23 protein-coding genes are annotated in these 22,681 nt (G+C 70.4%); 19 read left to right on the top strand and 4 right to left on the bottom strand.

What is annotated here, in order from left to right; genetic code table 11:
- On the top strand, nt 1–2,041 hold a 2,041-nt coding region (locus AB0M46_RS10225; protein ID WP_363334470.1), incomplete at its 5' end, for an ATP-binding protein.
- On the top strand, nt 2,038–2,691 hold the full coding sequence (locus AB0M46_RS10220; RefSeq protein WP_363334468.1) for a response regulator transcription factor: 654 nt from the start codon (nt 2,038–2,040) through the stop codon (nt 2,689–2,691). The genes AB0M46_RS10225 and AB0M46_RS10220, both read left to right, overlap by 4 nt.
- Nucleotides 2,692–2,817: 126 nt before the next feature.
- Here the strand turns inward: AB0M46_RS10220 and AB0M46_RS10215 are convergent, their stop codons facing one another.
- A complete protein-coding gene (locus tag AB0M46_RS10215; RefSeq protein ID WP_363334466.1) occupies nt 2,818–4,164 on the bottom strand; it encodes a VWA domain-containing protein in 1,347 nt (448 codons plus the stop codon).
- Between AB0M46_RS10215 and AB0M46_RS10210 the strand changes: the two genes are divergently transcribed.
- A complete protein-coding gene (locus AB0M46_RS10210; protein ID WP_363334465.1) occupies nt 4,154–4,873 on the top strand; it encodes an alpha/beta fold hydrolase in 720 nt (239 codons plus the stop codon). The two genes, AB0M46_RS10215 and AB0M46_RS10210, sit on opposite strands and share 11 nt — an antisense overlap.
- 4 nt (nt 4,874–4,877) lie before the next feature.
- Here the strand turns inward: AB0M46_RS10210 and AB0M46_RS10205 are convergent, their stop codons facing one another.
- Together AB0M46_RS10205 and AB0M46_RS10200 are read right to left on the bottom strand one after the other, a co-directional pair.
- Complete coding sequence (locus AB0M46_RS10205) at nt 4,878–5,753, bottom strand: MoxR family ATPase (RefSeq protein WP_363334463.1); 876 nt, start codon at nt 5,751–5,753, stop codon at nt 4,878–4,880.
- 101 nt (nt 5,754–5,854) lie between these two features.
- A complete protein-coding gene (locus tag AB0M46_RS10200; protein WP_363334462.1) occupies nt 5,855–6,496 on the bottom strand; it encodes an XRE family transcriptional regulator in 642 nt (213 codons plus the stop codon).
- Nucleotides 6,497–6,786: 290 nt separating this feature from the next.
- On the opposite strand from AB0M46_RS10200, the gene AB0M46_RS10195 reads away from it, so the two are divergent.
- The 14 genes from AB0M46_RS10195 to AB0M46_RS10130 all read left to right on the top strand — a co-directional run bounded on the left by AB0M46_RS10195 (nt 6,787) and on the right by AB0M46_RS10130 (nt 19,999).
- The gene (locus AB0M46_RS10195; RefSeq protein ID WP_363334460.1) at nt 6,787–7,560 is read left to right on the top strand and encodes a VOC family protein; all 774 of its coding nucleotides are present in this window, start codon (nt 6,787–6,789) and stop codon (nt 7,558–7,560) included.
- A gap of 17 nt (nt 7,561–7,577) precedes the next feature.
- Nucleotides 7,578–8,756 (top strand): acyl-CoA dehydrogenase family protein, encoded by a 1,179-nt coding sequence (locus AB0M46_RS10190; protein WP_363334458.1) that lies wholly within the window; start codon nt 7,578–7,580, stop codon nt 8,754–8,756.
- Between the two features lie 83 nt (nt 8,757–8,839).
- Nucleotides 8,840–9,982: an acyl-CoA dehydrogenase family protein gene (locus AB0M46_RS10185; RefSeq protein WP_363334456.1), complete on the top strand. Its 1,143-nt coding sequence runs from the start codon at nt 8,840–8,842 to the stop codon at nt 9,980–9,982.
- Complete coding sequence (locus AB0M46_RS10180; protein ID WP_363334454.1) at nt 9,979–11,214, top strand: CoA transferase; 1,236 nt, start codon at nt 9,979–9,981, stop codon at nt 11,212–11,214. The genes AB0M46_RS10185 and AB0M46_RS10180 overlap by 4 nt, the downstream gene beginning before the upstream one ends.
- Before the next feature lie 17 nt (nt 11,215–11,231).
- On the top strand, nt 11,232–12,503 hold the full coding sequence (locus AB0M46_RS10175) for a CoA transferase (protein WP_363334452.1): 1,272 nt from the start codon (nt 11,232–11,234) through the stop codon (nt 12,501–12,503).
- A complete protein-coding gene (locus AB0M46_RS10170; protein ID WP_363334450.1) occupies nt 12,500–13,270 on the top strand; it encodes an ABC transporter ATP-binding protein in 771 nt (256 codons plus the stop codon). The genes AB0M46_RS10175 and AB0M46_RS10170 overlap by 4 nt, the downstream gene beginning before the upstream one ends.
- 5 nt (nt 13,271–13,275) lie before the next feature.
- A complete protein-coding gene (locus AB0M46_RS10165) occupies nt 13,276–13,968 on the top strand; it encodes an ABC transporter ATP-binding protein (protein ID WP_363334478.1) in 693 nt (230 codons plus the stop codon).
- Nucleotides 13,969–13,970: 2 nt separating this feature from the next.
- The gene (locus tag AB0M46_RS10160) at nt 13,971–14,858 is read left to right on the top strand and encodes a branched-chain amino acid ABC transporter permease (protein WP_350547725.1); all 888 of its coding nucleotides are present in this window, start codon (nt 13,971–13,973) and stop codon (nt 14,856–14,858) included.
- Nucleotides 14,855–15,946, top strand: coding sequence for a branched-chain amino acid ABC transporter permease (locus AB0M46_RS10155; RefSeq protein WP_363334448.1), 1,092 nt, complete (start codon nt 14,855–14,857; stop codon nt 15,944–15,946). Before AB0M46_RS10160 ends, AB0M46_RS10155 begins: the two co-directional genes overlap by 4 nt.
- Before the next feature lie 105 nt (nt 15,947–16,051).
- Entirely contained in the window at nt 16,052–17,383 is a 1,332-nt protein-coding gene (locus AB0M46_RS10150) for an ABC transporter substrate-binding protein (RefSeq protein ID WP_363334446.1), read from the top strand.
- 14 nt (nt 17,384–17,397) lie between these two features.
- Complete coding sequence (locus AB0M46_RS10145) at nt 17,398–17,910, top strand: MaoC family dehydratase N-terminal domain-containing protein (protein ID WP_363334444.1); 513 nt, start codon at nt 17,398–17,400, stop codon at nt 17,908–17,910.
- A 24-nt stretch (nt 17,911–17,934) separates the two neighbouring features.
- Nucleotides 17,935–18,369: a MaoC family dehydratase gene (locus AB0M46_RS10140; protein WP_363334442.1), complete on the top strand. Its 435-nt coding sequence runs from the start codon at nt 17,935–17,937 to the stop codon at nt 18,367–18,369.
- Between the two features lie 14 nt (nt 18,370–18,383).
- On the top strand, nt 18,384–19,586 hold the full coding sequence (locus AB0M46_RS10135) for a thiolase family protein (protein ID WP_363334440.1): 1,203 nt from the start codon (nt 18,384–18,386) through the stop codon (nt 19,584–19,586).
- Between the two features lie 11 nt (nt 19,587–19,597).
- Entirely contained in the window at nt 19,598–19,999 is a 402-nt protein-coding gene (locus AB0M46_RS10130; RefSeq protein ID WP_363334438.1) for an OB-fold domain-containing protein, read from the top strand.
- Between the two features lie 43 nt (nt 20,000–20,042).
- On the opposite strand, the gene AB0M46_RS10125 is transcribed toward AB0M46_RS10130, so the two are convergent.
- Entirely contained in the window at nt 20,043–20,984 is a 942-nt protein-coding gene (locus tag AB0M46_RS10125) for an alpha/beta hydrolase (RefSeq protein ID WP_363334436.1), read from the bottom strand.
- A gap of 163 nt (nt 20,985–21,147) precedes the next feature.
- Between AB0M46_RS10125 and AB0M46_RS10120 the strand changes: the two genes are divergently transcribed.
- Both AB0M46_RS10120 and AB0M46_RS10115 read left to right on the top strand, forming a co-directional pair.
- Nucleotides 21,148–21,831, top strand: a complete 684-nt coding sequence (locus AB0M46_RS10120; RefSeq protein WP_363334434.1) for a helix-turn-helix domain-containing protein — start codon at nt 21,148–21,150, stop codon at nt 21,829–21,831.
- Nucleotides 21,832–21,910: 79 nt separating this feature from the next.
- Nucleotides 21,911–22,657, top strand: coding sequence for a glucose 1-dehydrogenase (locus tag AB0M46_RS10115; RefSeq protein ID WP_363334432.1), 747 nt, complete (start codon nt 21,911–21,913; stop codon nt 22,655–22,657).
- The last annotated feature ends 24 nt before the right edge of the window (nt 22,658–22,681 follow it).

Raw genomic sequence — 22,681 nt, 5'->3', positions numbered from 1 at the left:
GTTCGGCGCGCTGCTCTACCGGCGCCGCGCGCCCGAGGTCGCGCTGCTGTGCGCCGCGCTCGCCACGGCGCTGAGCGAGGGTCTCGCCACGGTCGCGATCGCCGGACCGGTCGCGGTCGTCCTGACGTCGTACGGGCTCGTGGTGCACCGCACCGCGGCGGTCTCGGCGGCCAGCGTCGCGGCCGCGGTGCTCGGGCTGGCCGTGGCGGCGGCCTTCCACGGTGCCTCGCTACGGGCCGCGGCCGGTGTGGCGCTGCTGCTCGGCGCCGTCGGCGGCGCGGTGTGGGCGCTCGGGCGGCTGGGGCGGCGGATCCGCGTCGACCGGGACGCCGTGGCGGCCTTCCGGGCGGCGTCGGACGGACTCGTGCCGTTCGCGGTCGCGGAGGAACGCCGGCGTCTCGCGGCCGAACTGCACGACGTGGCCGCGCACCGCCTGACCGCGATCGTCGTCTCCGCTGGCGCGGCGCTGCGCCTGGCAGACCCGGCGCTGCGCAGGGAGGCGGTCGAGCACGCGGTGGACGCCGGGCGGCAGTCGGTCGAGGACCTGGACCGTCTCGTCGCGCTGGCGGGGCCTGACCACGAGGCCGGCGTCGCGGCGATCGACGCGCTGGTGGCCCGGCACCCGTCCGTGCGGTACGAGGGCACCGCGGCGGCCCTGCCGCCGGCCGTCACGGGCCTGGTGCACCGGATCGTGCGCGAGGCGCTGACCAACATCATGCGGTACGCGGCGGGAGCCGCGACGACGGTCCGGATCGCGACCGGCGACGGCTGGGTGAGCGTCGACGTGCTCGACGACGGCGGCGCCGCAGCCGCCGGTGACCTCGGCGCCGGGCGGGGCCTCGCCGGGCTGCGCGCCCGCGTCGAGGCGGCCGGCGGGAGGCTGGAGGCCGGACCGGCCGGATCGGGCTGGCGGGTCCGGGCGAGGCTGCCGACCCGGTCCGGCCCGGCACCGGGCACCCCCGCCTTGACCGCGGCCGGCGGGGCGATCCGGGACCGGGCGCTGGTCGTCCTCGCGCTCGGCCTGTCGATGGGTGCGGTGCTGCTGCCGAGCGCGGACGACCCGGATCCGCTGGCCGCGCCGGTGCCGGCGATGCTGCTGGTCGCGCTGCTGACCCTGCACGCGCTGCCGCTGGCGTGGCGCCGGCTCGCGCCCGGCCCCGCGCTGGGCGCGGCGCTCGCGATCCTGCTCGCCTGGCTGGGGTGTACCGAGGCGGGGTGGACCCGGCTGGACCCGGCCGAAACGTTCCTGTGGTGCTGGTGGGTCGAGCTCGCGCTGGTGTACGCCGTGGCCGTATACCGGCCCGCCAACCGCTACGGGCTCGGTGCGCCGCTGGCGGTGGCCGCCGTCGGCGGCGCGGCGCTGGCCGCCGGCGCGGGCATCAGCGGCAACCGCATCGCGGCCGCCGCCGTGCTGGCGGTCATGCTCGCGCCTGCGTTGATCGCCATCTGGGTGGTGGGGAGGCTGGTGGCGGTGCGGCGGTCGCGGCGGGCCACGGCCGCGGCGCGCGAACGGGAGGCGCTGCTGCGCCGGGCGGAGGGCGCCGCGCGCGACGAGCGGTTCCGCATCGCGGACGGACTGCGCCGCAGCGCCCGCGAGCACGCCGTATCGGCGGTCGCCGCGGCCGAGGCCGGCCGGCTGGACGAGGTCGCCGGAGAGGCCCGCGCCGGCCTGCATGCGCTCCGGGAGCTGCTGCACGGGCTGCCGGAGGACTCGCCCGATCCGCCACCGGCCGTGGCCGCGCTCGCCGATCTGGCGGCGCGGCGCCGGTCCTCGCTGCGCTACATCGGCGCGCCTCGCCCGCTGCCGGCGCCGCTGGAGGTGGTCGCGCACCGCGCCGGCGAGGCGCTCATCACGGACGGTGCGGCGGTCGTCGTGACGTACACCGGCAACGGCCTCGGCCTGGAGGTCCGCCGCCGCCCGCCCGCGGGCCGCGACCTCGTGCGGCCGCTGCGGCACCTGGTGGACGCCGCCGGGGGCTCCGTGACGCTCGATACCGACCGGACCACGATCCGCGTCTGGTTGCCCGAGGCGCTGCGATGATCCGCGTGATCGTCGCCGACGACCAGGCGGTGGTGCGGGCCGGCATCGCCGCGATCCTCGACGCCGAGCCCGACATCACCGTCGTCGGGCAGGCCGCCGACGGCGCAGCCGCTGTCGCGGTCGCCGCCTCCACCAGCCCCGACGTGGCCATCCTCGACGTGCGGATGCCGGGCACCGACGGCCTCGCGGCCGCCGAGCTGATCGGCCGGCGGCAGCCGGCGACCAGGATCGTCATGCTGACGACGTTCGGGCTCGATGAGTACGTGTTCGCGGCGCTGCGCGCCGGTGCCGCCGGGTTCCTGCTCAAAGACGTGGAGGCGGACAAGGTCGTGGAGGCGGTGCGGGTCGTCGCCGCGGGCGAGGCCATGCTCGACCCCGGCGTCACGCGCCGGCTCATCGACCGCTTCGCGACCGGCCCCGGCCCGGACGACGCCGAGCGCCTGCGCGGGCTCACCACCCGCGAGGGGCAGGTGCTGCACCAGGTGGCCCGCGGGCTCTCGAACGCCGAGATCGCGGCGGCGCTCGGGATCAGCCACTCGACGGTCAAGGACCACGTTGCGGTCATCCTCGGCAAGCTCGGGGTGCGCGACCGGGTTCAGGCCACGATCGCCGCGTACGAGGGCGGGCTGATCCGGCCCGGGATCCGGTAGCGGGCCGGACGCCTGCCCGCCCCGGTCACCCCGGCCTCGGTGCCGCTCAGCGCGAGGGTGGGCCCGGCGCCGCCGGCATGGGCCGAGCCGGCGAAAGCCGTCGCGACCGACCACCTGCGGCGGTGATCAGAGCAGGGTGTCGGCGAAGTTCCTGAGCTGGGCCAGGTTGGCGCACTCGACGACGCGGTCGCAGTGCGGCGCGTAGTGGTGGATCGCCGAGTCCCCGGTGTTCCAGTTGGCCTGGCGTTCCGGGTTGAGCCAGAAGACGTGCGCGGCCCGGCGGGCGACGAGGCGCAACCGCTCCTCCTGCGGCGACCGGTAGTTGTTGCGCCCGTCGCCCAGGATCAGCACGGACGTGCTCGACCGGACGGCCGACGCGTAGCGGTTGGTGAACGTCTCCAGCGCGTGGCCGTAGTCGGAGCGCCCGTCCAGCCAGATCAGCCTCGGGTCGGCCGTGATCGTGGCGAACGCCTGTTCGGCGGTGACGCTCTCCACGAGTACGTCCGTGACCTCCACCAGGTCGTCGATGAAGGCGAAGGTCCGGATCTTGCGGAACTGGAGTCGCATCGCATAGAGCAACTGGAGCGTGAAGCGCGCGAACGTCGCCACCGAGCCGGAGACGTCGGCGATCACGACGAGTTCCGGCTTGGGCTTGGCGGGCGGCTTGAACCGCAGCTGCTCCGGCGTGCCGCCGGTCGACAGGGACGCCCGGATGGTGCGGCGGAAGTCGAGCGGGCCTCGCTGCCGCAGGCGTTGCCGGCGGGCCAGGCGGGTGCCCAGGGTGCGTACCAGCGGTGTGATCGCCCGGCGCATCGCGACGATCTCCGCGCTGGACGCGTTCATGAAGCCGATCGCGTCCTGCAGCGGCGGCCGGACCAGCTTGGCGACGGCACCGGCGCCCCGGTCGGCGACCAGCCGGCGGCGGATCTCGAGTTCCACCGTCGACTCGACGTAGGCCACGGTCGCGTCGAGCCGGTCGCGCCGGAGCCGGCGATCCAGGGGCGACCGGGCGGGTTGGGTGACGCCGATGTCGGCGACGAGGCCTTCCAGGTCGAGGCTGCGCAGAACGCGGAACAGATACGCGCGCCCCGCGACCGGCCGGCCCGGTTCCATCTCGGCATACCGGTCCACGGCCGCGTCCGCGATCCGGCGCAGCACCGGGCGGTTGTCCGCGGCCAGGGCATCGCGCAGCGACGCGGCGAGCTCGTCGTCGGTCAGGGTGTGGAAGACGACGGTCTTTCCGGCGGCCGGCGCCGCCCGGATGTCACCGAAGTAGAGGTCGAAGACGACGTCGAACGCGTCCAGGTGCTCGCTGCGCTTGACCATCGTCGCGCGCAGGGCGACGCGGAGGTCGTCGCGTTCGGCGAAGTCGATCGACCGGACGGCCTCGACGGCGTCGGTCAGCTCGGCCAGCGAGACCGGGATCTCGACACGGCGCAGTTCGTCTGCGAATCTGGATATCGTGTCAATCAACGCGACACCCCGTCAACCTAGTGGATGCTCGCTGCCCGCTGTCCTGCTGGTGCACGGCTTCGGGTCCTCCTTCGACAACGACTGGCGCCGCAACGGCTGGGTGGATGTGCTCTCCGATCTGGGCCGCCGCGTCGTCGGGCACGATCTGCTCGGGCACGCCGAGGGCAACGGCGACGCCGACCCGGCGAGCTACGCCGGCCTCGAGGAGCACGCCTTCGCGCCCGCCGCCGCGCTCGCCCCGGTCGACGCGGTCGGCTTCTCGCTGGGCGGCCTGATCCTGCTGCGCCTGGCCGCCGACGACCCGTCCCGGTTCCGCCGGATCGCGGTGCTCGGCGTCGTCGGCCTGGGCCGGCCGCATGCCGACCGCCCGCTGCCCGACGTGATGGGTGCGCTGGACGGCACGACGACCGCGCTGGATCCGGCCTCCGGTGTCTTCCGCCGCCTGGTGGCCTCGCACCACGCGGACGCCCGCGCGCTGACCGCGGTGATCCGCCGGCCACAGCGTCCACTCACGACCGGCGACCTGCACCGCGTTGCCGTGCCTACGCTGCTGGCGATCGGCGACGACGACTTCGCCGGACCGGCCACCCGGCTGGCCGCGGAACTTCCCCGCGCCTCGCTCGTCGAGCTGCCCCGAACCGATCATTTCGCGACGCCCTCCTCGCTGAAGGCGATGGATGCGGTGCTGCGCTTCCTCGCGTCCGACTGACCGCTCAGCCGCGGCCGAACAGCTCCTTGCGGGCCAGGTCGATGTCGCTCTGGTACTTGAGGAGCACCTGGAGCGTGCCGTCCACCGCGTCGGCGTCGAGCTCCGCGATGCCGAGCACGCACAGCGTCCGGGACCAGTCGAGGGTCTCGGAGACCGACGGCGCCTTGCGCAGGTCCAGCTGTCGCAGCGTGTGCAGGATCGAGGCGACCTGGTCGACCAGGTGAGGCACCAGGTCGGGTACCCGAGCCCGGATGATCTCGGCTTCCCGCTCGGGTGAGGGATAGCCGAGGAAGAGGAACAAGCATCGGCGCTTGAGCGCGTCGGACAGGTCCCGGCTGTTGTTGGACGTCAGGAACACGGTCGGCGTCTGCGCGCCGCGTACCGTGCCCAGCTCGGGGATCGAGACCTGGAACTCCGCGAGCACCTCCAGCAGCAGCGCCTCGGTGTCGACGTCGAGCCGGTCGACCTCGTCGATGAGCAGCACGACCGGGTCGGGCGCACGGATCGCCTCGAGCAGCGGCCGCTCGATCAGGTACGACTCGCCGAAGACGTTCTCCAGCTTGGCTTCCACCGGGTCGCCGGACGCGCCCTGGATGCCGAGCAGCTGCTTGCGGTAGTTCCACTCGTACAGCGCCTTGGCCTCGTCAAGCCCCTCGTAGCATTGGAGGCGGATGAGGCGCCGGCCGGTCATCCGGGCGAAGCTCTTGGCGAGCTCGGTCTTTCCGGTGCCGGCCGGGCCCTCGACGAGCACCGGCTTGCCGAGGCGTTCGGCGAGCAGGACCGTCGCGGCCGTCGTGGTGTCGGCAAGATAACCGACAGAGCGCAGCAGGGACGCGACGTCTTCTCTGCCGCGCGGATCGAAGGAAGCTACCTCGGTCACGGACGCACCTCACAGCTGGCGAGTCGACGGGTACCGCCTTCAATTAATCGAAACATGGGGTTGTCGCTATGTCAATCGAGTGGTCTTGTCGTCTCGACCGACTACAGCCCCCCGGGCGAGGTGATCGTGATCAGCTCGGCCGGCACCGTGCCCGGGTTGCCAACGCTGACGATCAGCTCGCTGCGGCTGGTCAGCGTGTCGCCGGCGCGCAAGACCCGGCTGCCGTCGGTCATCTCGACGGAGACTGTCTCGCGCTGGACGTACAGGCAGGCGGTGCCCTTGTAGTACTTGGGGTCGTAGAAGCCGTATGCCTTCGAGCGCGGCGGCAGCACCGATCGCAGGACGTTGAGCTCCCGCTGCCCGCGCGGGGTGAGCAGCTCGAACGAGATCTGCTCCAGCGGCCACGCCATGGTGCGCCGCTCGTGGCGGCGGACCACGTACTCGTCGCGGGCCTGCGCGGACATCGTGGAGTCGAGCAGTTCGGCGAGGGAGACCCCGAGCGCCTTGGCGACCCGCAGCAAGGTCTGGAACGACGGGTTGCCGATCCCGCGCTCGATCTGGCTCAACAGCCCCGCGCTGACACCGGACCGTTCGGCCAGCGATTCGAGGCTGAACCGGTCGCCCCGGGCGGCGCGCAGCACCCGGCCCAACCGGGTCATCTCGCTCGCGAAGAGCTGCGGCGAGACGAGCAGCGACTCGTCGTCGCCGGGTCGTCCGGCCGGCGCTTCGGTTGCCTCGGACATCGAAGCCCTCCTTGGTCGACAGTGGTCGAGTCCACATCATGTACCCCCGGTGGCCCGTCGGGGAGCCCCGTGCGGCGCGGGCCTCACTCTGATCGCAAACGTCCTGCGCTTATTGACACACTGTCTAGTGAGTTCTATGGTCATCAACCAATTGAAGCCTGACAGGCTGTCGTCTCAGTAGATACATGCTCGCCCTTCGAGACACTGGAGGAGCTTTGAGCAGGATGGCCCGATCTCACCAACGAAGTGCTCAAACCAATCCAGTAGCCGCGAGGTCCGCGTCCGGGACGGTGGTCCTCGACCACCTGGCCGTCGCGGTCGCCTCCTGGTCGGATGCGACGGACGTGCTCGTGGGCGTGCTGCGAGGCCGGTGGAGGTACGGCATCCGTACCCCCGCGTTCAACCCGTGTCAGGTCGGATACGGCAACGACACCCGCATCGAGCTGCTCGCCCCGCCGGAGCAGGGCAGCTCGTTCGTCACCAAGTTCCTCGCCGCGGGGACCAACCGTCCACATCACATCACCTTCAAGACCACCGACATTCGGGCCGTCCTGCGGGATGCCGAGAGGTTCGGTGTCGCGCCGGTGCTGGTGTCACTCGAGAACCCGGGGTGGCAGGAAGGCTTCCTGCACCCCCGCGACACCGGCCTCGGCGTGCTCATCCAGGTCGCGCAGGGCGACGGTGACCCGACCAAGGCCCTGCCCCCGGATCTCCTCGTCGACTGCCCGTGGGCGGAGTCCGGCGATGAGCCGTCCACGATCTCCCACATCATCGTCCGCGTCAGCGACACCGAGTGGGCCGCGCGGCTGTTCTGCGAGGTGCTGCACGGTGAGCGCGTGGTCGTCACCGACGACATGGTCCGGCTGCGCTGGCCGTCGGGAGCGGATCTCCTGCTCCTGGGACCCGAGCGCGGCAGCGAACCACCACTTCCGCTGGGCGTGCGGTCCATCGGCTTCGACGCGACCGCACCCCCCGACCTCGCCCTCACCCCCGTCGGCATGGGCTGGTCCAAGACCCAGGTCGTGCCCGCCCTCGGCCTGAGTCTGCTCTTCAACTCCGTTTGAGCCGCACAGGAGACGCGATGGAATTCGAACTGGACGACCAGCAACGGGCATGGCGAGAGCAGGTGCGGTCCTTCCTCGCCGAGAACTTCACGCCGGAGCTGCTCCGGCTGCGCAAGGAACGCGGCTACGAGTCCGACAACGAGCTGCTGCGCGACTTCCGCCGCAAGGTCGGCGAGAAGGGCTGGTTCGGACTCAACTGGCCCAAGGAGTACGGCGGCCTCGGCCTGGGACCCATCTACCAGCACATTCTCGTCAACGAGTTCGAGTACTGGGGCGCGCCCGGGCCGGACCTGACAGTCACCTCCGTCGCGCCGATGATCATGCGGTACGGCACGGAGCACAACAAGGAGGAGTGGCTGCCGCCCATCGCGCGCGGCGAGATCACCTGTGCCGTCGGCTACTCGGAGCCCAACGCCGGCACCGACCTCGCGAGCCTCAAGACCCGCGCCGAGCTCGACGGCGACGAGTGGGTGATCAACGGCCAGAAGATCTGGAACAGCATGGCCCACATGGCCACCCACGAGTGGCTGTGCGTGCGCACCGACCCGGACGCCCCCAGGCACCGCGGCATCTCGGTCATCATGGTGCCGATCGACACCCCCGGCATCGAGGTGCGGCCGATCATCACCTGGGACGACTTCCGCACCAACGAAACGTTCTTCACCGACGTGCGGGTTCCCCGGACCAACCTGATCGGCGAGCCCAACCGCGGCTGGCAGTACATCACCGGCGCGCTGGACCTCGAACGCGGCGCGCTCACCAACGCCGGCGACCTGCGCCGCGCGGTCGACGAGGTCATCGAGGCCGCGCGGCTGGTCCTGCCGGACGGTACCCGCCCGATGGACCAGCCCGACGTCCGCCGCCGGATCGCCCAGCTCGAGGCCGACGTCGACGTCGCCGTCCTGATGGGACTCGAGGCCGCGTCGCTGCTCGAGACCGGTCAGATCCCCACCGTCGCGGTCACGGCGGAGAAGATCTTCTCGAGCGAGCTGCGGCAGCGGATCGCGGATCTCGGCACGACGATGCTCGGCATGTCCGGCGTGCTCGACCGTGGCGACCCGCACGCCGTCCCGGGCGGTGGCTTCGAGAAGCTCTACCGCAGCGCACCCCTGCTGCGCTTCGGCGGCGGCGCCAACGAGGTCTTGCGCGACGTCATCGCGCAGCGCGGTCACGGCATGCCCGGTTATGGGCGGTAGCCGCCATGGCACTCACGCCCGAAGGCCCTCCCACGGGCGCTGACCCGGCCAACACCCCTCGGACCGTTCGAAAGGCATGACGCATGCGACTGACACTCACCGAGGAACAGCAGGAACTCTCGACGATGCTCCGGCACCTGTTCGCCGACGCGTGCCGGCCCGCACTCGTGCGGCGCATGAAGGAACCCGACTCCGACGGCATCCCGGCCGAGCTGTGGAGCACGCTCGCCAAGTCGGGCGTCTTCGGGATCGCCGTGGACGGCCGGTACGGCGGCGAGGACGCCGGGCTGTTCGAGCTCGGCCTGGTCTTCGCGGAGGCGGGCCGGGCGCTGTGCCCCACCGCTGTCTACGACACGCTGTTGTTCGCGGTGGCCGTGCAGCGGCTGGCGAGCGAGGAACAGCGCGCCGGGCTGCTGCCCCGCGTGGTCGGTGGCGAGCTTCGGGGTACAGCGGCGATCAGCAACCCCTCGGACGCCGGCGACCTGCGGCCGAGGCTGACGGCTGAGCGCACCGGGGGCGGATGGTCGCTGAGCGGGACGCTGATGTTCGTCGGCAACGGCAACACCGGCGGCACGATCCTCGTCACGGCGCGGACGGCGGCCTTCCCGGAACCGAGCCGCGTCATCGGCGTCCTGGTCGACCCCGCCCGGCAGGGCGTCGAGGCGACCCCGCTGCACACCTTCGCCGGCGATAAGCAGACGCGGCTGGAACTGCGTGACTACCTCGCCACGGACGCCGAGGTACTCGCCGGACCGGACGGCGACGGGCTCCGCGGCGACGACCTGGTCTGGGCGTCCAACGCGTTCGTCGCCCTCCAGTGCATGGAGATGGTCGGCGGCGCGACGGCGGTGCTGGAACGCACCGTCGAATACGTCAAGGTGCGCGAGCAGTTCAACCGGCCGATCGCCAGCTTCCAGGCCGCACAGCACCACGTCGCCAACATGCGCATCGCCATTGAGGGAGCACGCCTGGCGGCCGCCCAGGCGGTGTGGTGGCTCGGGCAGGGCGACCTCGCCCGGCGGGCGGTGGCCATCGCGAAGATGCACGCCAGCGAGGCGTACAAGTGGACCACCCTCAACGCGCACCAGTTGCACGGCGGCATGGGCTACGTCCGCGAGACGGACCTGCACCTGTGGTCCGAGCGCGCCAAGGTCACCGAGATCAAGGGCGGTACCGCCGACATCGCCGCCGGTTGGTTGCAGCGAGAGCTGGGACTGGCGAGATGAGCGGACCCGATGACCGGCGGCAGGTGTTCACCGGCCTGCGCGTCCTCGACCTGTCCCGGTGGGTCGCGGGCGAGTACGCGACGAAGCTGTTCGCCGACTTCGGCGGCGACGTCATCAAGATCGAGAAGCCGGGCGACGGCAGCCACACCCGCCGCTGGGTGCCGACGCCCGACGACCGGCCCGAACCCGAGGCCAACCCGCTGTTCCTGCACCTCAACACCAACAAGCGGTCGGTCGCCGCCGACCTGCGCAGCGCTGCCGGGCGGGACCTCGTCCTCAGGCTGATCGCCCGGTCCGACGCGGTCGTCGAGTCATTCCGCCCCGGCCACCTCGAGAAGCTCGGCCTCGGCCCGGACATCCTGCACCGGCTCAACCCCAAGCTCGTGATCACCCGGATCTCGGCGTTCGGGCAGTCCGGTCCGTACCGCGACCGCGAGGCGACCGGCATCGTGCTGCAGGCCGCCGGCGGTCCGATGAACGCCACTGGCGACGCGCATCGCGCGCCGCAGCGCAAGCCCGGCCTGCTGGAGCAGTACACGATCGGTCGTACCGCCGGCGAGGCGGCGCTGGCCGGTCTCTACCACGCGCGGCGCACGGGCAAGGGTGCCACGATCGACGTGTCGGGGCAGGAGGTGCTCCTGTCCAGCGCCGACCGGCGCGCGTCGTACCTGTTGTCGACGGCGTACTCGGGCATCGACGCCCCGCGCGGCGTGCGCAGCGCACACCGCGGCTCGGCGACCTTCACCGGGCCGTTCCGGGCGGCCGATGGATTCGTGATGATCTACATCACCAACCAGGAGTTCTGGAACCGTCTGGTCCGCCTCATCGGTGCCGGCGACGAGGCGTTCCAGCAGCGATTCCTGGACCGCCCCCGCCTCGGGGACGACTGGGACGACTTCATGGCGTACCTCCACGCCTGGTTCGCCGCGCGGCCGAAGATCGAGATCATGGAGGTCGCGGAGGCCGCGCGCATCCCGTGCACGGCGTTCCTCCAGATGGACGAGCTGTTCGTGCACCCGCACTTCCGGCAGCGCGGCGCCTTCGTGACCGCCAGCCACCCGGTCGCCGGCGATCTGGACTATCTCGGCGCGCCGTGGCGGATGCGCGACGGCTTCCAGCTCCGGCACACCGCACCCGCGCTCGGCGCGCACACCGCCGAGGTCGCCGCGGAGCTCGGTGCGATCGGCGCCACCAGCCTGCACCAGGACGTGTCGAGGGGGACCCTGCCATGAACGAGAACGGTGCTGACATGAGGTATCCGCTCGAGGGAATCCGGGTCGTCGACCTGACGGTCGTGTGGTCCGGGCCCGGCGCGACCGCGCTGCTCGGCGATCTGGGCGCCGAGGTCATCCGCATCGAGGGCAACAACCGGCTCAGCCGCCAGGCCTCGGCCAAGACGACGCGGGCCATGGTGGAGCACGCCGGCTGGCACCGCAACACCTACCCGGACGGCGACCCCGAGCCGCGGCCGTACGACCGCAGTGCGATCTTCAACTGGCACGCCCGCAACAAGCTGGCCGCCTGCATGAACCTGGAGACGCCGGAGGGTCACGAGGCCGCCCTGAAACTGATCGCGATCAGCGACGTGCTCGTGGAGAACAACACCAACCGCGTCCTGGAGAAGCTGGGCATCGGTCACGAGTCGCTGCTCGAGCTCAACCCGCGGCTGATCGTCGCGCGGATGCCACCGATGGGCATGGCCGGGCCGATGAGCAACTACCTCGGTTACGGCCCGAACTTCAACTCGCTGGTCGGCATCGCGGCCATGGACGGGTACGAGGGCGAGGACCCCGACAGCGCCGGCGAGAACTACCACATGGACGAAGCGGCGCCGGCCGGGCTCGCGTTCGCCGTGCTGGCCGCGCTCTGGGACCGCGACCGCACCGGCCGCGGCGGGCTGATCGAGTTCGCGCAGGCGGAGAACGTCATGCAGGACATCGGGGAGTACTTCCTCGACTACCAGATGCGCGATCGCAATCCCGCGGTGCTGGGCAACACCGATCCGAGCCTGCTCCAGGACGCGTACCGGACCGCCGAGGACGACCGCTGGGTGGTGATCTCCATTCGCGACGACCGCGACTGGACCGCGATCGGCGAGGTCGTCGGCGACGCCGACTGGCTGAGCCTGGGCGGCACGCGTGCGCAGCGGCAGGCGAACTCGCGGAAGCTGCGCGACGGGATCGCCGCGTGGTGCGCGGACCGGCCGGTGGACGACATCGTGGCGCGGCTGCAGGCGGCACGGGTGCCGGCGACCGAGGTGATGAGCGAGACGCGCCTGCTGAACGATCCGCACCTGGCGGCGCGCGACTGGTTCAAGGAGCGCTCGCACCCCGCCGTCGGCACGTACAAGTATCCCGGACACCCATGGCGGGCGGACGGGTTCGATCTCGCGTTCGAGCGTGCGCTGCCGGCGTTCGGCGAGGACAACGAATACGTCTACAAGGGACTGCTCGGCTACAGCGACGAGCGGTACCAGGACCTCGTCGAGCGCGGGCTCGTGACCCAGGAGCAGCTGGCATGAGCGCCCCGATGCTGGACGTCCAGAACCTCGAACTGCGCTTCGGCGGCGTGCGGGCCCTCGCCGGGCTCAGCTTCCAGGTCGAGCGCGGCCGGCTGTGCGCCGTCGTCGGGCCGAACGGCGCCGGCAAGAGCAGCCTGTTCAACTGCATCGGCGGGCTCTACCGGCCGCAGGCCGGCCGGATCCTGGTCGACGGCGTCGACGTGCTGAACAAGCGGCCGCACGCCATCGCCCGGCTCGGCGTCGGTCGCACCTTCCAGAACCTGGCGCTGTTCCCGCGCCAGACGGTGCTGGAGAACGTGCTGCTCGGCGGCTACAACCGGCACACCACCGGCCTGGTCAGCTGCGCCACGCATGCGCTGGGCCAGCGGCGCAAGGAACGCCGGCTGCGCGAGGAGGCCTTCGACATCCTCGAACGGCTCGAGCTCGGGCGTTTCGAACACTCGGTAACCGCGAGCCTGCCATTCGGCATCCTCAAGCGGGTCGAGCTGGCCCGGGCGCTGATGTCGCGGCCGCGGCTGCTGTTGCTCGACGAGCCGGCGGCCGGGCTCAGCCACGGGCTGGTCGCCGAGTTCGGCCAATGCATCGTGCAGGTGCGCGAGGCGTTCGATGTGACGATCGTGCTGGTCGAGCACCACATGGGTCTGGTGATGTCGATCTCCGACACCGTCGTCGTGCTCAACCTCGGCACGTTGCTCGCCACCGGTACACCCGACGAGGTCTCACACAACCCCGCGGTCATCGAGGCCTACCTGGGGGTGGCGGCATGACGATCATGTTGGAGGCCATCGGCCTGTCGGCCGGCTACGGCCCGAACCCGGTGCTCGACGGGCTCGACCTGCGCGTCGAGGAGGGCGAGATCGTGGTCGTGCTGGGCGCCAACGGCGCCGGCAAGACGACGACGCTGCGCGCCCTCAGCGGCATGATCGGCGGCAAGGGCAAGGTGATGCTCGCCGGCAATGACATCAGCCGCAGCCGGCCCGATGTGCGCGCCAAGCTGGGGCTGGGCCACATTCCCGAGGGTCGCGGCACGTTCCCGTTCCTCTCGGTGGAGGACAACCTGCGCCTGGGCGGGCACGTCGTCAAGGACCGGCACGCGTTCGACGTCTGGTTCGAGCTGTTCCCGATCCTGGCGGAGCGCCGCAAGCAGGCGGCCGGCAGCCTCAGCGGTGGCGAGCAGCAGATGCTCGCCGTCGCCCGGGCGCTGATGGCCCGCCCCAAGATGCTGCTGCTGGACGAGCCGTCGATGGGCCTCGCCCCGATGGTCACGGCGGCCCTGTTCGGCCAGATCGAGCACATCAACAAGCAGTTCGGCACCTCGATGCTGATCGTCGAACAGAACGCGAACCTGTCGCTGAAGATCGCGAGTCGTGGCTACGTGCTCGAGTCCGGCAGCGTCGTCCTGTCGGGCAGGGCCGACGAGCTGCTCGACAACGACGGCATCCGCCGCGCCTACCTGGGGAGCTGACGATGGTCCTCTTCATCCAACGCCTCGTCGACGGGTTGCAGAGCGGCGTCCTGTACGGGTCGATCGCACTCGCGCTCGTGCTGGTCTACCGCGCGACCGGCCTGCTCAACTTCGCCACCGGCGAGATCGCCATGTTGTGCACCTTCATCGTCTGGCAGCTGGCCGGCGGCGGGCTCGGCCTGCCCATCGTGGTCGGGATCATCGGCGGGATGCTCTTCGGCTTCGCGTTCGGCGCGGGGTTGGAGCGGTTCGTGATCCGGCCGTTCGAGAAGGCCGACCACCTACGCCAGTCGATGGTCACGATGGGCCTGTTCCTCGGCATCAACGCGCTGGCCGGCTACCTGTTCACCCTCGACGTGCAGCGTCTGGCCTCACCGTTCCCGGTCGGCAGATGGAACATCGGCGGCGTCATCGTGTCGTACCACAAGGTCGGCTCCATCATCGTCCTCATCCTCGTCGCCATCGCCCTGCGGGTGCTGTTCGCCAAGACGCGGATCGGGCTGGCCATGACCGGCGCGGCGATGAACCCGACGTCCGCGCAGCTGCTTGGTGTCAACCCGTCACGGATGCTGGTGCTCGGCTGGGGACTCTCGGCCGCGCTCGGCGCCCTGGTCGGCGCGATGGTCGCGCCGGACCTGTTCCTGAGCACCAACATGATGCAGACGCTGCTGCTCTACGGGATGGCCGCCGCGGTACTCGGCGGCATGGAGAGCTACGTCGGCGCCCTGGTCGGCGGCGTACTGATCGGCGTGATCCAGGCGCTGGCCGGCGGCTACGTGTCCTTCATCGGCACGCAGCTCCAGCTCGCGGTCGCCTTCGCGGCGATCCTCATCGTCCTGCTCGTCAAGCCCGAGGGACTGTTCGGAAAGCGACAGGTGGAACGGGTATGAACGCCATCGCCGCATCAGAGTTCGAAGTCGCCTCGCACGCGGCCTCAGGCGCACGGCCCTTGTTGCGCCGCGCGGCCATCCCGGCGGGCTGGCTCGCCCTGCTCATCGTGGCCGCCTACCTGCCATTCGGCGTCTCGATATCCGGCCTGGTCAATCTCCAGCAGGTCATCTACATCGCGATCGCGATCATGAGCCTGAACCTGCTGTCCGGCCTGGCCGGGCAGATCTCGATCGGGCAGAGCGCCTACATCGGCCTCGCCGCCTACGCCACCGCCCTGCTGGTGATGAAGGCGGGCTGGTCGCACTGGGCCGCGCTGCCGGTGGCGGTGCTGCTCTCCTTCGTCCTCGGTGTGCTGACCGGCCTGCCGGCCCTGCGGATCACCGGCATCCGGCTGGCGCTGACCACCCTGTCGATCGCCATCATCTTCCCGACGGTGCCGGTCAAGTTCACCGCGCAGACCGGTGGCACCCCGGGCATGAACGTCAACCCGCTCGCCGCGCCCGAGTCGTGGGGCATCACTGACGTCGCCTTCGGCTACTGGGTGCTGCTGGCGGGCCTCGTGCTCGTCTGGGTGGTCGTGCGCAACGTGATCGACAGCCGCATCGGACGCTCGCTCATCGCGGTCCGCGACCACCAGATCGCGGCGCACACGGTGGGCATCAACGTCGCCGTGACGAAGGTCCTCGTCTTCGGCGCGAGCGCCGCGCTGTGCGGGCTCGTCGGCTGGATGTTCGTCGTCGCCAACCAGTTCGTCAGCCCGCTCGACTTCTCCGTGCTGCTGGCCATCTACCTGCTGGTGGGCATGGCCATCGGCGGCGCCGGCACCCTGATCGGGCCGATCTTCGGCGCCCTGTTCATCGTGTACGCCCCGCAGGGCATCGGCGAGATCGGGGCCAGCCCGCTGCTGACCCCGCTCATCTATGGCGCCGCCCTGATCCTGATCCTGCTGCTGCTGCCACAGGGCATCGGCGGGCTGCTGGCCAAGGCCGCCCGGCGGATCACCGGCCCGCCGGCGCCGACCCGGGTCCGCACGGCGGCAGCCGCGCCGGACCCGGCCGGGGAGCCGTCTTCGCCGTCTGACCGGTAACCACAGCACCCGACGCACACCGTGAGGCTCGACGGCACCGCCGTCGGCGTGGCTTTCCACACCCACTTCCCCTTTGCGTTGTCCCGCGACGGAAGGACCGAGAAGATGACTACGGCTAGAAGATCGCGGCTGGCGTGCGGCGCCGCGTTGCTGGTGCTGATGGCGAGCGGCTGCGGCAACGGCGCCGTATCCCGCGACGCAAACACCGGCGACGCCGGGGGCTCGGACGCGACCGCATACCTGACCAAGACCTGCAACCGATACGAGCCGACGGTCGGCGTCACGGACACGAGCATCAAGGTCGGCTACAGCGGCGCGCTCGGTGGCCCGTTCGCCACCGTCGGCGTCGCTCTCTGGGGCATGCAAGGCTACTTCGACATGGTCAACGCCAAGGGCGGCGTCCGTGGCGCCGACGGCAAGCAGCGCAAGATCGAGGTCGTCTACAAGGACGACCAGTACCAGGTCGCCACGACCAAGGCGAACGTGCAGAAGCTGGTCGACGACGACAAGGTGTTCGCGCTGCTGGGCATCGTCGGGTCGTCGGCCAACCAGGCCATCCGGCCGATCGTCAACCAGGGCTGCGTGCCCAACATGTTTGCCACCGCGGGCGCGCCCGAGCTCGGTGACCCCAGCTATCCCTGGGCGATCAACGGTCCGGTGGCGGTCTACCACGGTGAAGGACTGACGTACGCCAACTACCTCAAGCAGCACATGCCGCAGGCGACCGTCGCGTTCATGTCGCAGCACGACGACTACGGTCGCGCGGAGATCGGCTCGTTCAAGGACGGCATCGCCGGCAGCCAGGTCAAGATCGTCAAGGAGGTGACGTTCGAGACCACCGACGCCGACCTGTCAGGCCAGATCACCACCCTCGCCGCGACGAAGGCGGACGTCATCATCGTCATCGCGCTCGGCGCGCAGATGCTCCAGTCCATCAACACGATCTCGGCCCACCCGGAGTGGAAGCCACAGATCCTCACCGCACCGATCAGCGTCTCCCAGCTCTCCCGCCTCAACCCGAGCGCCGGGCACGGCCTGCTGACCGGCACAAGCATCGACGTGGACGACCCGAAGCTGGCCGGCGACCCCAAGGTGGCGCTGTTCCGCCAGTGGGTGGAGCCGGTGTTCCAGAAGAACAACGTGAAGCTGCCGGTGTCCGCCGGCGTCGGCGGCTGGAACGAGGCGGCCCTGTTCGTCCAGTGCGTCGAGAAGGCGACGGCGGTGACGCGGGCGGATGTCATGGCGGTCGCCCGGAATTTCAAGCCGGACCGCCACGACATCATCTTCATGGAGGGCCTGACCCTCGAAACCGGACCCGACGACCCGTACCTGGTCGAAGGCATGGTGATCAGCAAGTGGGACGCCAACACCAAGACGCTCAGCACCGTCGAGACGATCGATCTCAATGGACAGGTCAAGTTCAAGTCCTACCGATGAAAGCGAGACCGAGCATGACTCAGTCGCACGAGCAGCCCCTGGTCGGTGACGACGCCCGCGCCTTCATCGGCAAGGTGACCAACGAGGCGGAGGGCATCGTCGTCAAGAAGGAGTTCCAGCGGTGGGCGGCCGCCGTCAAGGACCGCAACCCTCTGTACTTCGACGCCGACTTCGCGCGGGCGCACGGGTACCGGGACGTGATCGCGCCGCCGCTCTATGTTCAGTACGTCACGCTCGGCGTGGCCGACCTCGATCAGCTGCGTCCCGACGGCATCCCGGGCGGCACGGGCTCCGGCGACATCCCGCTACCCCGCTGCCCGCGCCGGATGGCCGGCGGTGACGACATGACCTTCTACGAGCCGATCTACGACGGCGACGTCATCAGGGCGGTCCGCACCGTGACCGACATCCATGAGAAGAAGGGCCGCTCAGGGGCGTTCGTCCTGGTGACCTCGACGACCGTCTACACCCGCCAGGACGGCACGGTCGTCGCCGAGAACAACGCCTCGATGATCGCCCGCCCGTAGCCTCTTCGTGCTTGAAAGGCAGCCATGATCCCGCAGATCTACTTCGAAGACGTCAAAGAGGGTGACGAGATTCCCACCCTCACCATCGCGGCGGACCAGACCCAGATGTTCTTCTTCAGCGCGGCCACCTACAACGGTCACCGAATCCACTACGACCAGAGCTGGGCCAAGGGTGTCGAAGGCTACCCCGACATCCTGGTGCACGGCCCGTTGCAGGCCGCGCTGCTCGCCCGCGCGATCACCGACTGGATCGGCGCGGACGGCCGGCTGGTGCGGTACTCGATCCAGAACCGGGCGAGCGCGTTTCCCGGCGAGGAGCTGCGGTTCGTCGGGACGGTGACGGCCAAGCGCGAAGTCGACGGACAGGCGCTGGTCGACCTCGCCATCCGCGGCGAGAAGGGCGACACCGAAATCCTGATGCCGGGCACCGCCACCGTGGCGCTGCCCAAGCGGGCCTGACGGAGGGGATGTCCATGGCTGGACTGCGGGGCGAGGCCGCCATTGTCGGCTTCGTCGAACTGAGCCCGGAGCGCAAGCCGACCCGGCCGCCGATGTTCACCATCGAGCAGTACGCCAGGCTGGCGAAGGCGGCGCTCGACGACGCCGGCCTGGACGGGTCGGCGATCGACGGGCTGGTCACCCACGGCATCGCCGAGTCCGACATGTTCGCGCCGGCGACGCTGTCGGAGTACCTCGGTATCGCCATCAACTTCGGCGAGACGGTCGATCTCGGCGGCGCGACCGCGGCCGGCATGGTCTGGCGGGCGGCCGCCGCCGTCGAGCTCGGCCTCTGCGAGGCGGTGCTGGTGATGGTGCCGGGCGCGTACAACATGCCGGTGTCGAAGCACCGCCCGCCCAAGGAGTTCGGCTACTTCGGCGCCTCGAGCAACACCTACGGGTCGCCGCAGGCCGAGTTCGAGATTCCGTACGGCAACCTCGGGCAGAACGCGCCCTACGCGCAGATCGCCCGCCGGTACGCCGCCGAGTACGGATACGACGCTCGCGCGGTCGCGAAGATCGCGGCGGACCAGCGGACGAACGCGTGCGCCACCCCGGACGCGGTCTTCTACGGTCAACCGATCACGATCGACGACGTCCTCGCGAGCCCGATGATCGCCGACCCGCTGCACCGCTTGGAGATCGTCATGCCGTGCATGGGCGGCGCCGGTGTCATCGTCGCGAACGAGTCGGTCGCCCGGCGCGGCCGGAACCGTCCAGTGTGGATCAAAGGGTTCGGCGAGCACGTCTCGTTCAAGACGCCGACATACGCGGAGAACCTTCTGCGCTCACCGATCTCGAAGGCCGCCGACCGCGCGTTCGAGATGGCCGGGTTGCGACGGTCCGACATGGACATGGCGTCGATCTACGACTGTTACACGATCACGGTGCTGATGAGCATCGAGGACGCCGGCTTCTGCGAGAAGGGCAAGGGCATGGAGTTCGTGGCGTCCCACGACCTCACGTACCGTGGCGACTTCCCGCTGAACACGGCCGGCGGTCAGCTGTCGTTCGGCCAGGCCGGGATGGCCGGCGGCATGCACCACGTCTGCGACGGCACCCGGCAGATCATGGGACGGGCCGGCGCGGCCCAGGTGCCGCAGTGCGATCGGGCGTTCGTATCGGGCAATGGCGGGATCATGAGCGAGCAGGTGGCTCTCGTCCTGCAGGGCGACTGAGGAGCCGGAAGATGGACAAGCCGATGCCGGAGCCGACTCCGACGACCCGGCCCTTCTGGGACGGGCTCATGGAGCACAAGCTGCGGATCCAGTACTCGCCGTCGGCGGAGCAGTACGTGTTCTACCCGCGCGTGCTGGCCCCGCGGACGCTGGCCGACGACCTCGAGTGGCGTGAGGTCGAGGGCGGTGGCACGCTCTACACCTTCACGGTCGCTGACCGGGCGACGGCGCCGCCCTGGCAGGACGCGTTGCCGCAACTGCTGGCGGTCGTCGAGCTCGACGAGGGACCGCGGCTGACCACGGAGCTGGTCGGCGTCGACCCGGCCGACCTGCGGGTCGGCATGCGCGTCCGGCCCGTCTTCGAGGACCATCCGGAGCACGGCGTGACGCTGTTGAAGTACGCGCCGGCCTGAGCGAAAAGAAGCGGGGGCTCGCCGAGCCCCCGCTTCTTCGCGTCTATCTGGCGAACGCCCGGCGGATGGCGTCGGTGCGGTCGGTCACCATCCGATCGGAGATCGCCGTGCCCGCTGCGGCCCCGGACGATCCGTGGAACGTGCCGGGGTAGTGGTGCAGCTCGGTGGGCACCCCCGCCTGCATCAGCCGCTGGCCGTACTCGATCCCTTCGTCCCGCAGCGGGTCGAACTCGCAGGTCACGACGTACGCCGGGGGCAGGCCGCGCAGGTCCGTGGCGCGGGCCGGCGCGGCGTAGGGCGACGTGTCGCCGTCCCGGTCCGGCCCGAGGTACGCCTCCCAGCTGAGGATCGCGTTCGGGAGGTTCCACAGCGGAGTGTCGGTGAACTGCTTCATCGACGGCGTGCTGAGGCGGTCGTCGACCTCGGGGATGTCGAGCAGCTGGAAGCACAGGCTGGGCCCACCCCGGTCGCGCGCCAGCAGCGCCACCGCCGCGGCCAGCCCGCCGCCGGCGCTCAGCCCGCCCACCGCCAGCCGGTTCAGGTCGATGCCGAGCTCGTCGGCGTGCTCGGCGGTCCACCGCAGGGCCGCGTAGCAGTCCTCGACCGGCGCGGGGAACGGGTGTTCCGGCGCGAGCCGGTACTCAACGGAGACCACGACAGCACCGGCGCCCACGGCGATGCCGGCGGCCGTTTCCAGGTCGCCGTCGACGTCGCCGAGGACGAAGCCGCCGCCGTGAATCCAGAGCATGCCGGGCCGGCCGTGCTGTTCGTCATTCGGTCGGATGACACAGACCTCGACGTCGGGGTCACCGGGCGGCCCCGGGATGAACCGCTTCGAGATCTCCAATGATGGCGACGGCGCGAACGCGGGCCTCAGTTCGCGCATCTGGAGCATTTGCGCTCGAGCGGCAGCGATATCGCTGATGTCGAGCACCGGGAGCATGGCAACGACCGGCGACAGTTCGGGATCGTAAGTATAGGCCATGGACTAAGCGTAGTTAGACTGGACGTAACGTCAACCCACTGGTTTGTCTGTCGGATCGTCCGGGCCGGAACCGGACACCATGTCGCATCAGTGGCCATATCGTGGTTGTCGTGGTCGGTGGGTGCCGTATCTTTACGAAATTTCCACTGCCTAGAATGGCTGCATGGTTGACTCGATGGCGCCAGAGGCGCAGCAGACACAGGCGCGGCCACGGGGTAGAATGCGGGCCGCGCAGCGGGAGTTCACCCGGTCCCGGCTGATCGACGCGGCGATCGAGATCTTTGCCGAACGGGGCTACGCGAAGGCCACGGTGGACGAGATCGCCGATCGCGCCGGCGCCACCAGGGCCACCTTCTATCTGCACTTCAAGGCCAAGAGCGACATGATCAGCGAGCTCATGGTCCGGGGCGAGGAGCACTACCGCAGCGTCTACCAGGACCTCGGCCCGATCGCGCACGCGCCGACCACGGCCAGCGTGCGGCGCTGGCTGGCCACCGCGATGCGTGAGTGGGACTCGGTGGTCGGGTTCGTGCGGCCGATCAACGAGGCCGCCAGCATCGAGCCCCAGATCCACGCGCTCACGGTCGCCCAGCAGAGCCGGGAAGTCGGCGCACTGGCCGAAGCGCTGCGCAGCGGCGAGCCGGCGCTGAGTGTCAAGGATGCCGAGGTCTACGCGAGCGTCCTGCTCGCGCCGCTGCGCTACTACTTCGAGCTCCACATGCGAGGCCAGCGCTTCGACGAGCGCCGGGTGCTCGACGTCATGGCCACATCCTGGATGGCGGTCATCGGCCGCATCGCCGAGCAGCCCAAGCGGCGCCGGACGGCTGCTACAGGAGTTGTCGCATAATCTCGTTGATTGACATGGTGTCGTGTGAATAGGTAGCGTGACGCTCACATCAGCTCACGCCTACCGATGCGAGGCCGCCATGGGTTCGAGGCTTGCGGGCAAGGTCGCGATCGTCACCGGCGCGGCCATGGGGATGGGTGCGGAAGCGGCACGGCGGTTCGCCGCCCAGGGGGCCCGCGTCGTCCTGGCCGACGTCGACCACGCGGCGGCGAAGGAACTCGCCGGCCACCTCGGCGACGGTGCCGTCGCGGTGGCGCACGACGTCAGCGACGAGGAGAGCTGGGCCGGTGTCGTCCGCACGGCGCAGGAATCGTGCGGTGGCATCGACATCCTCGTCAACAACGCCGGCATCTGGCGCACGGCACCGATCGTCGAGCAGCCGGTCGAGGAGTTCGACCGGATCATCGCGGTCAACCTGCGCGGCGTGTTTCTCGGCATGCGTGCGGTCGCCGAGCCGATGCGGTCGCGCGGTGGTGGCTCGATCATCAACACGTCGTCGACCGCCGGGCTCGTGGGCTTGGCCAACATGGCCGCGTATGGCGCCTCCAAATGGGGTGTCCGCGGCATCACCAAGGTCGCCGCGATCGAGCTCGGGCCGTGGGGCATCCGCGTCAACTCGATCCATCCCGGCGGCGTCGCCACGCCGATGACCGCAGGCCTGCGCTTCGACGACGACAGGGACCACGCGCTGCCGCTGCGCCGCCACGGCACGCCGTCCGACATCGCGGACCTGCACGTGTTCCTGGCCGGCGACGAGTCGAGCTGGATCACCGGCGCGGAGATCTCCATCGACGGTGGCCTGATGGCCGGTCCGCCCTCGGCCTAGGCCTGTTTCATAACTGGGGTGGGA

This window comes from Dactylosporangium sp. NPDC051485, from assembly GCF_040682015.1.
Lineage (GTDB): Bacteria > Actinomycetota > Actinomycetes > Mycobacteriales > Micromonosporaceae > Dactylosporangium.
Note: the sequence above shows the minus strand (reverse complement) of the source record. Positions and strands in the feature narration are given on the sequence as shown.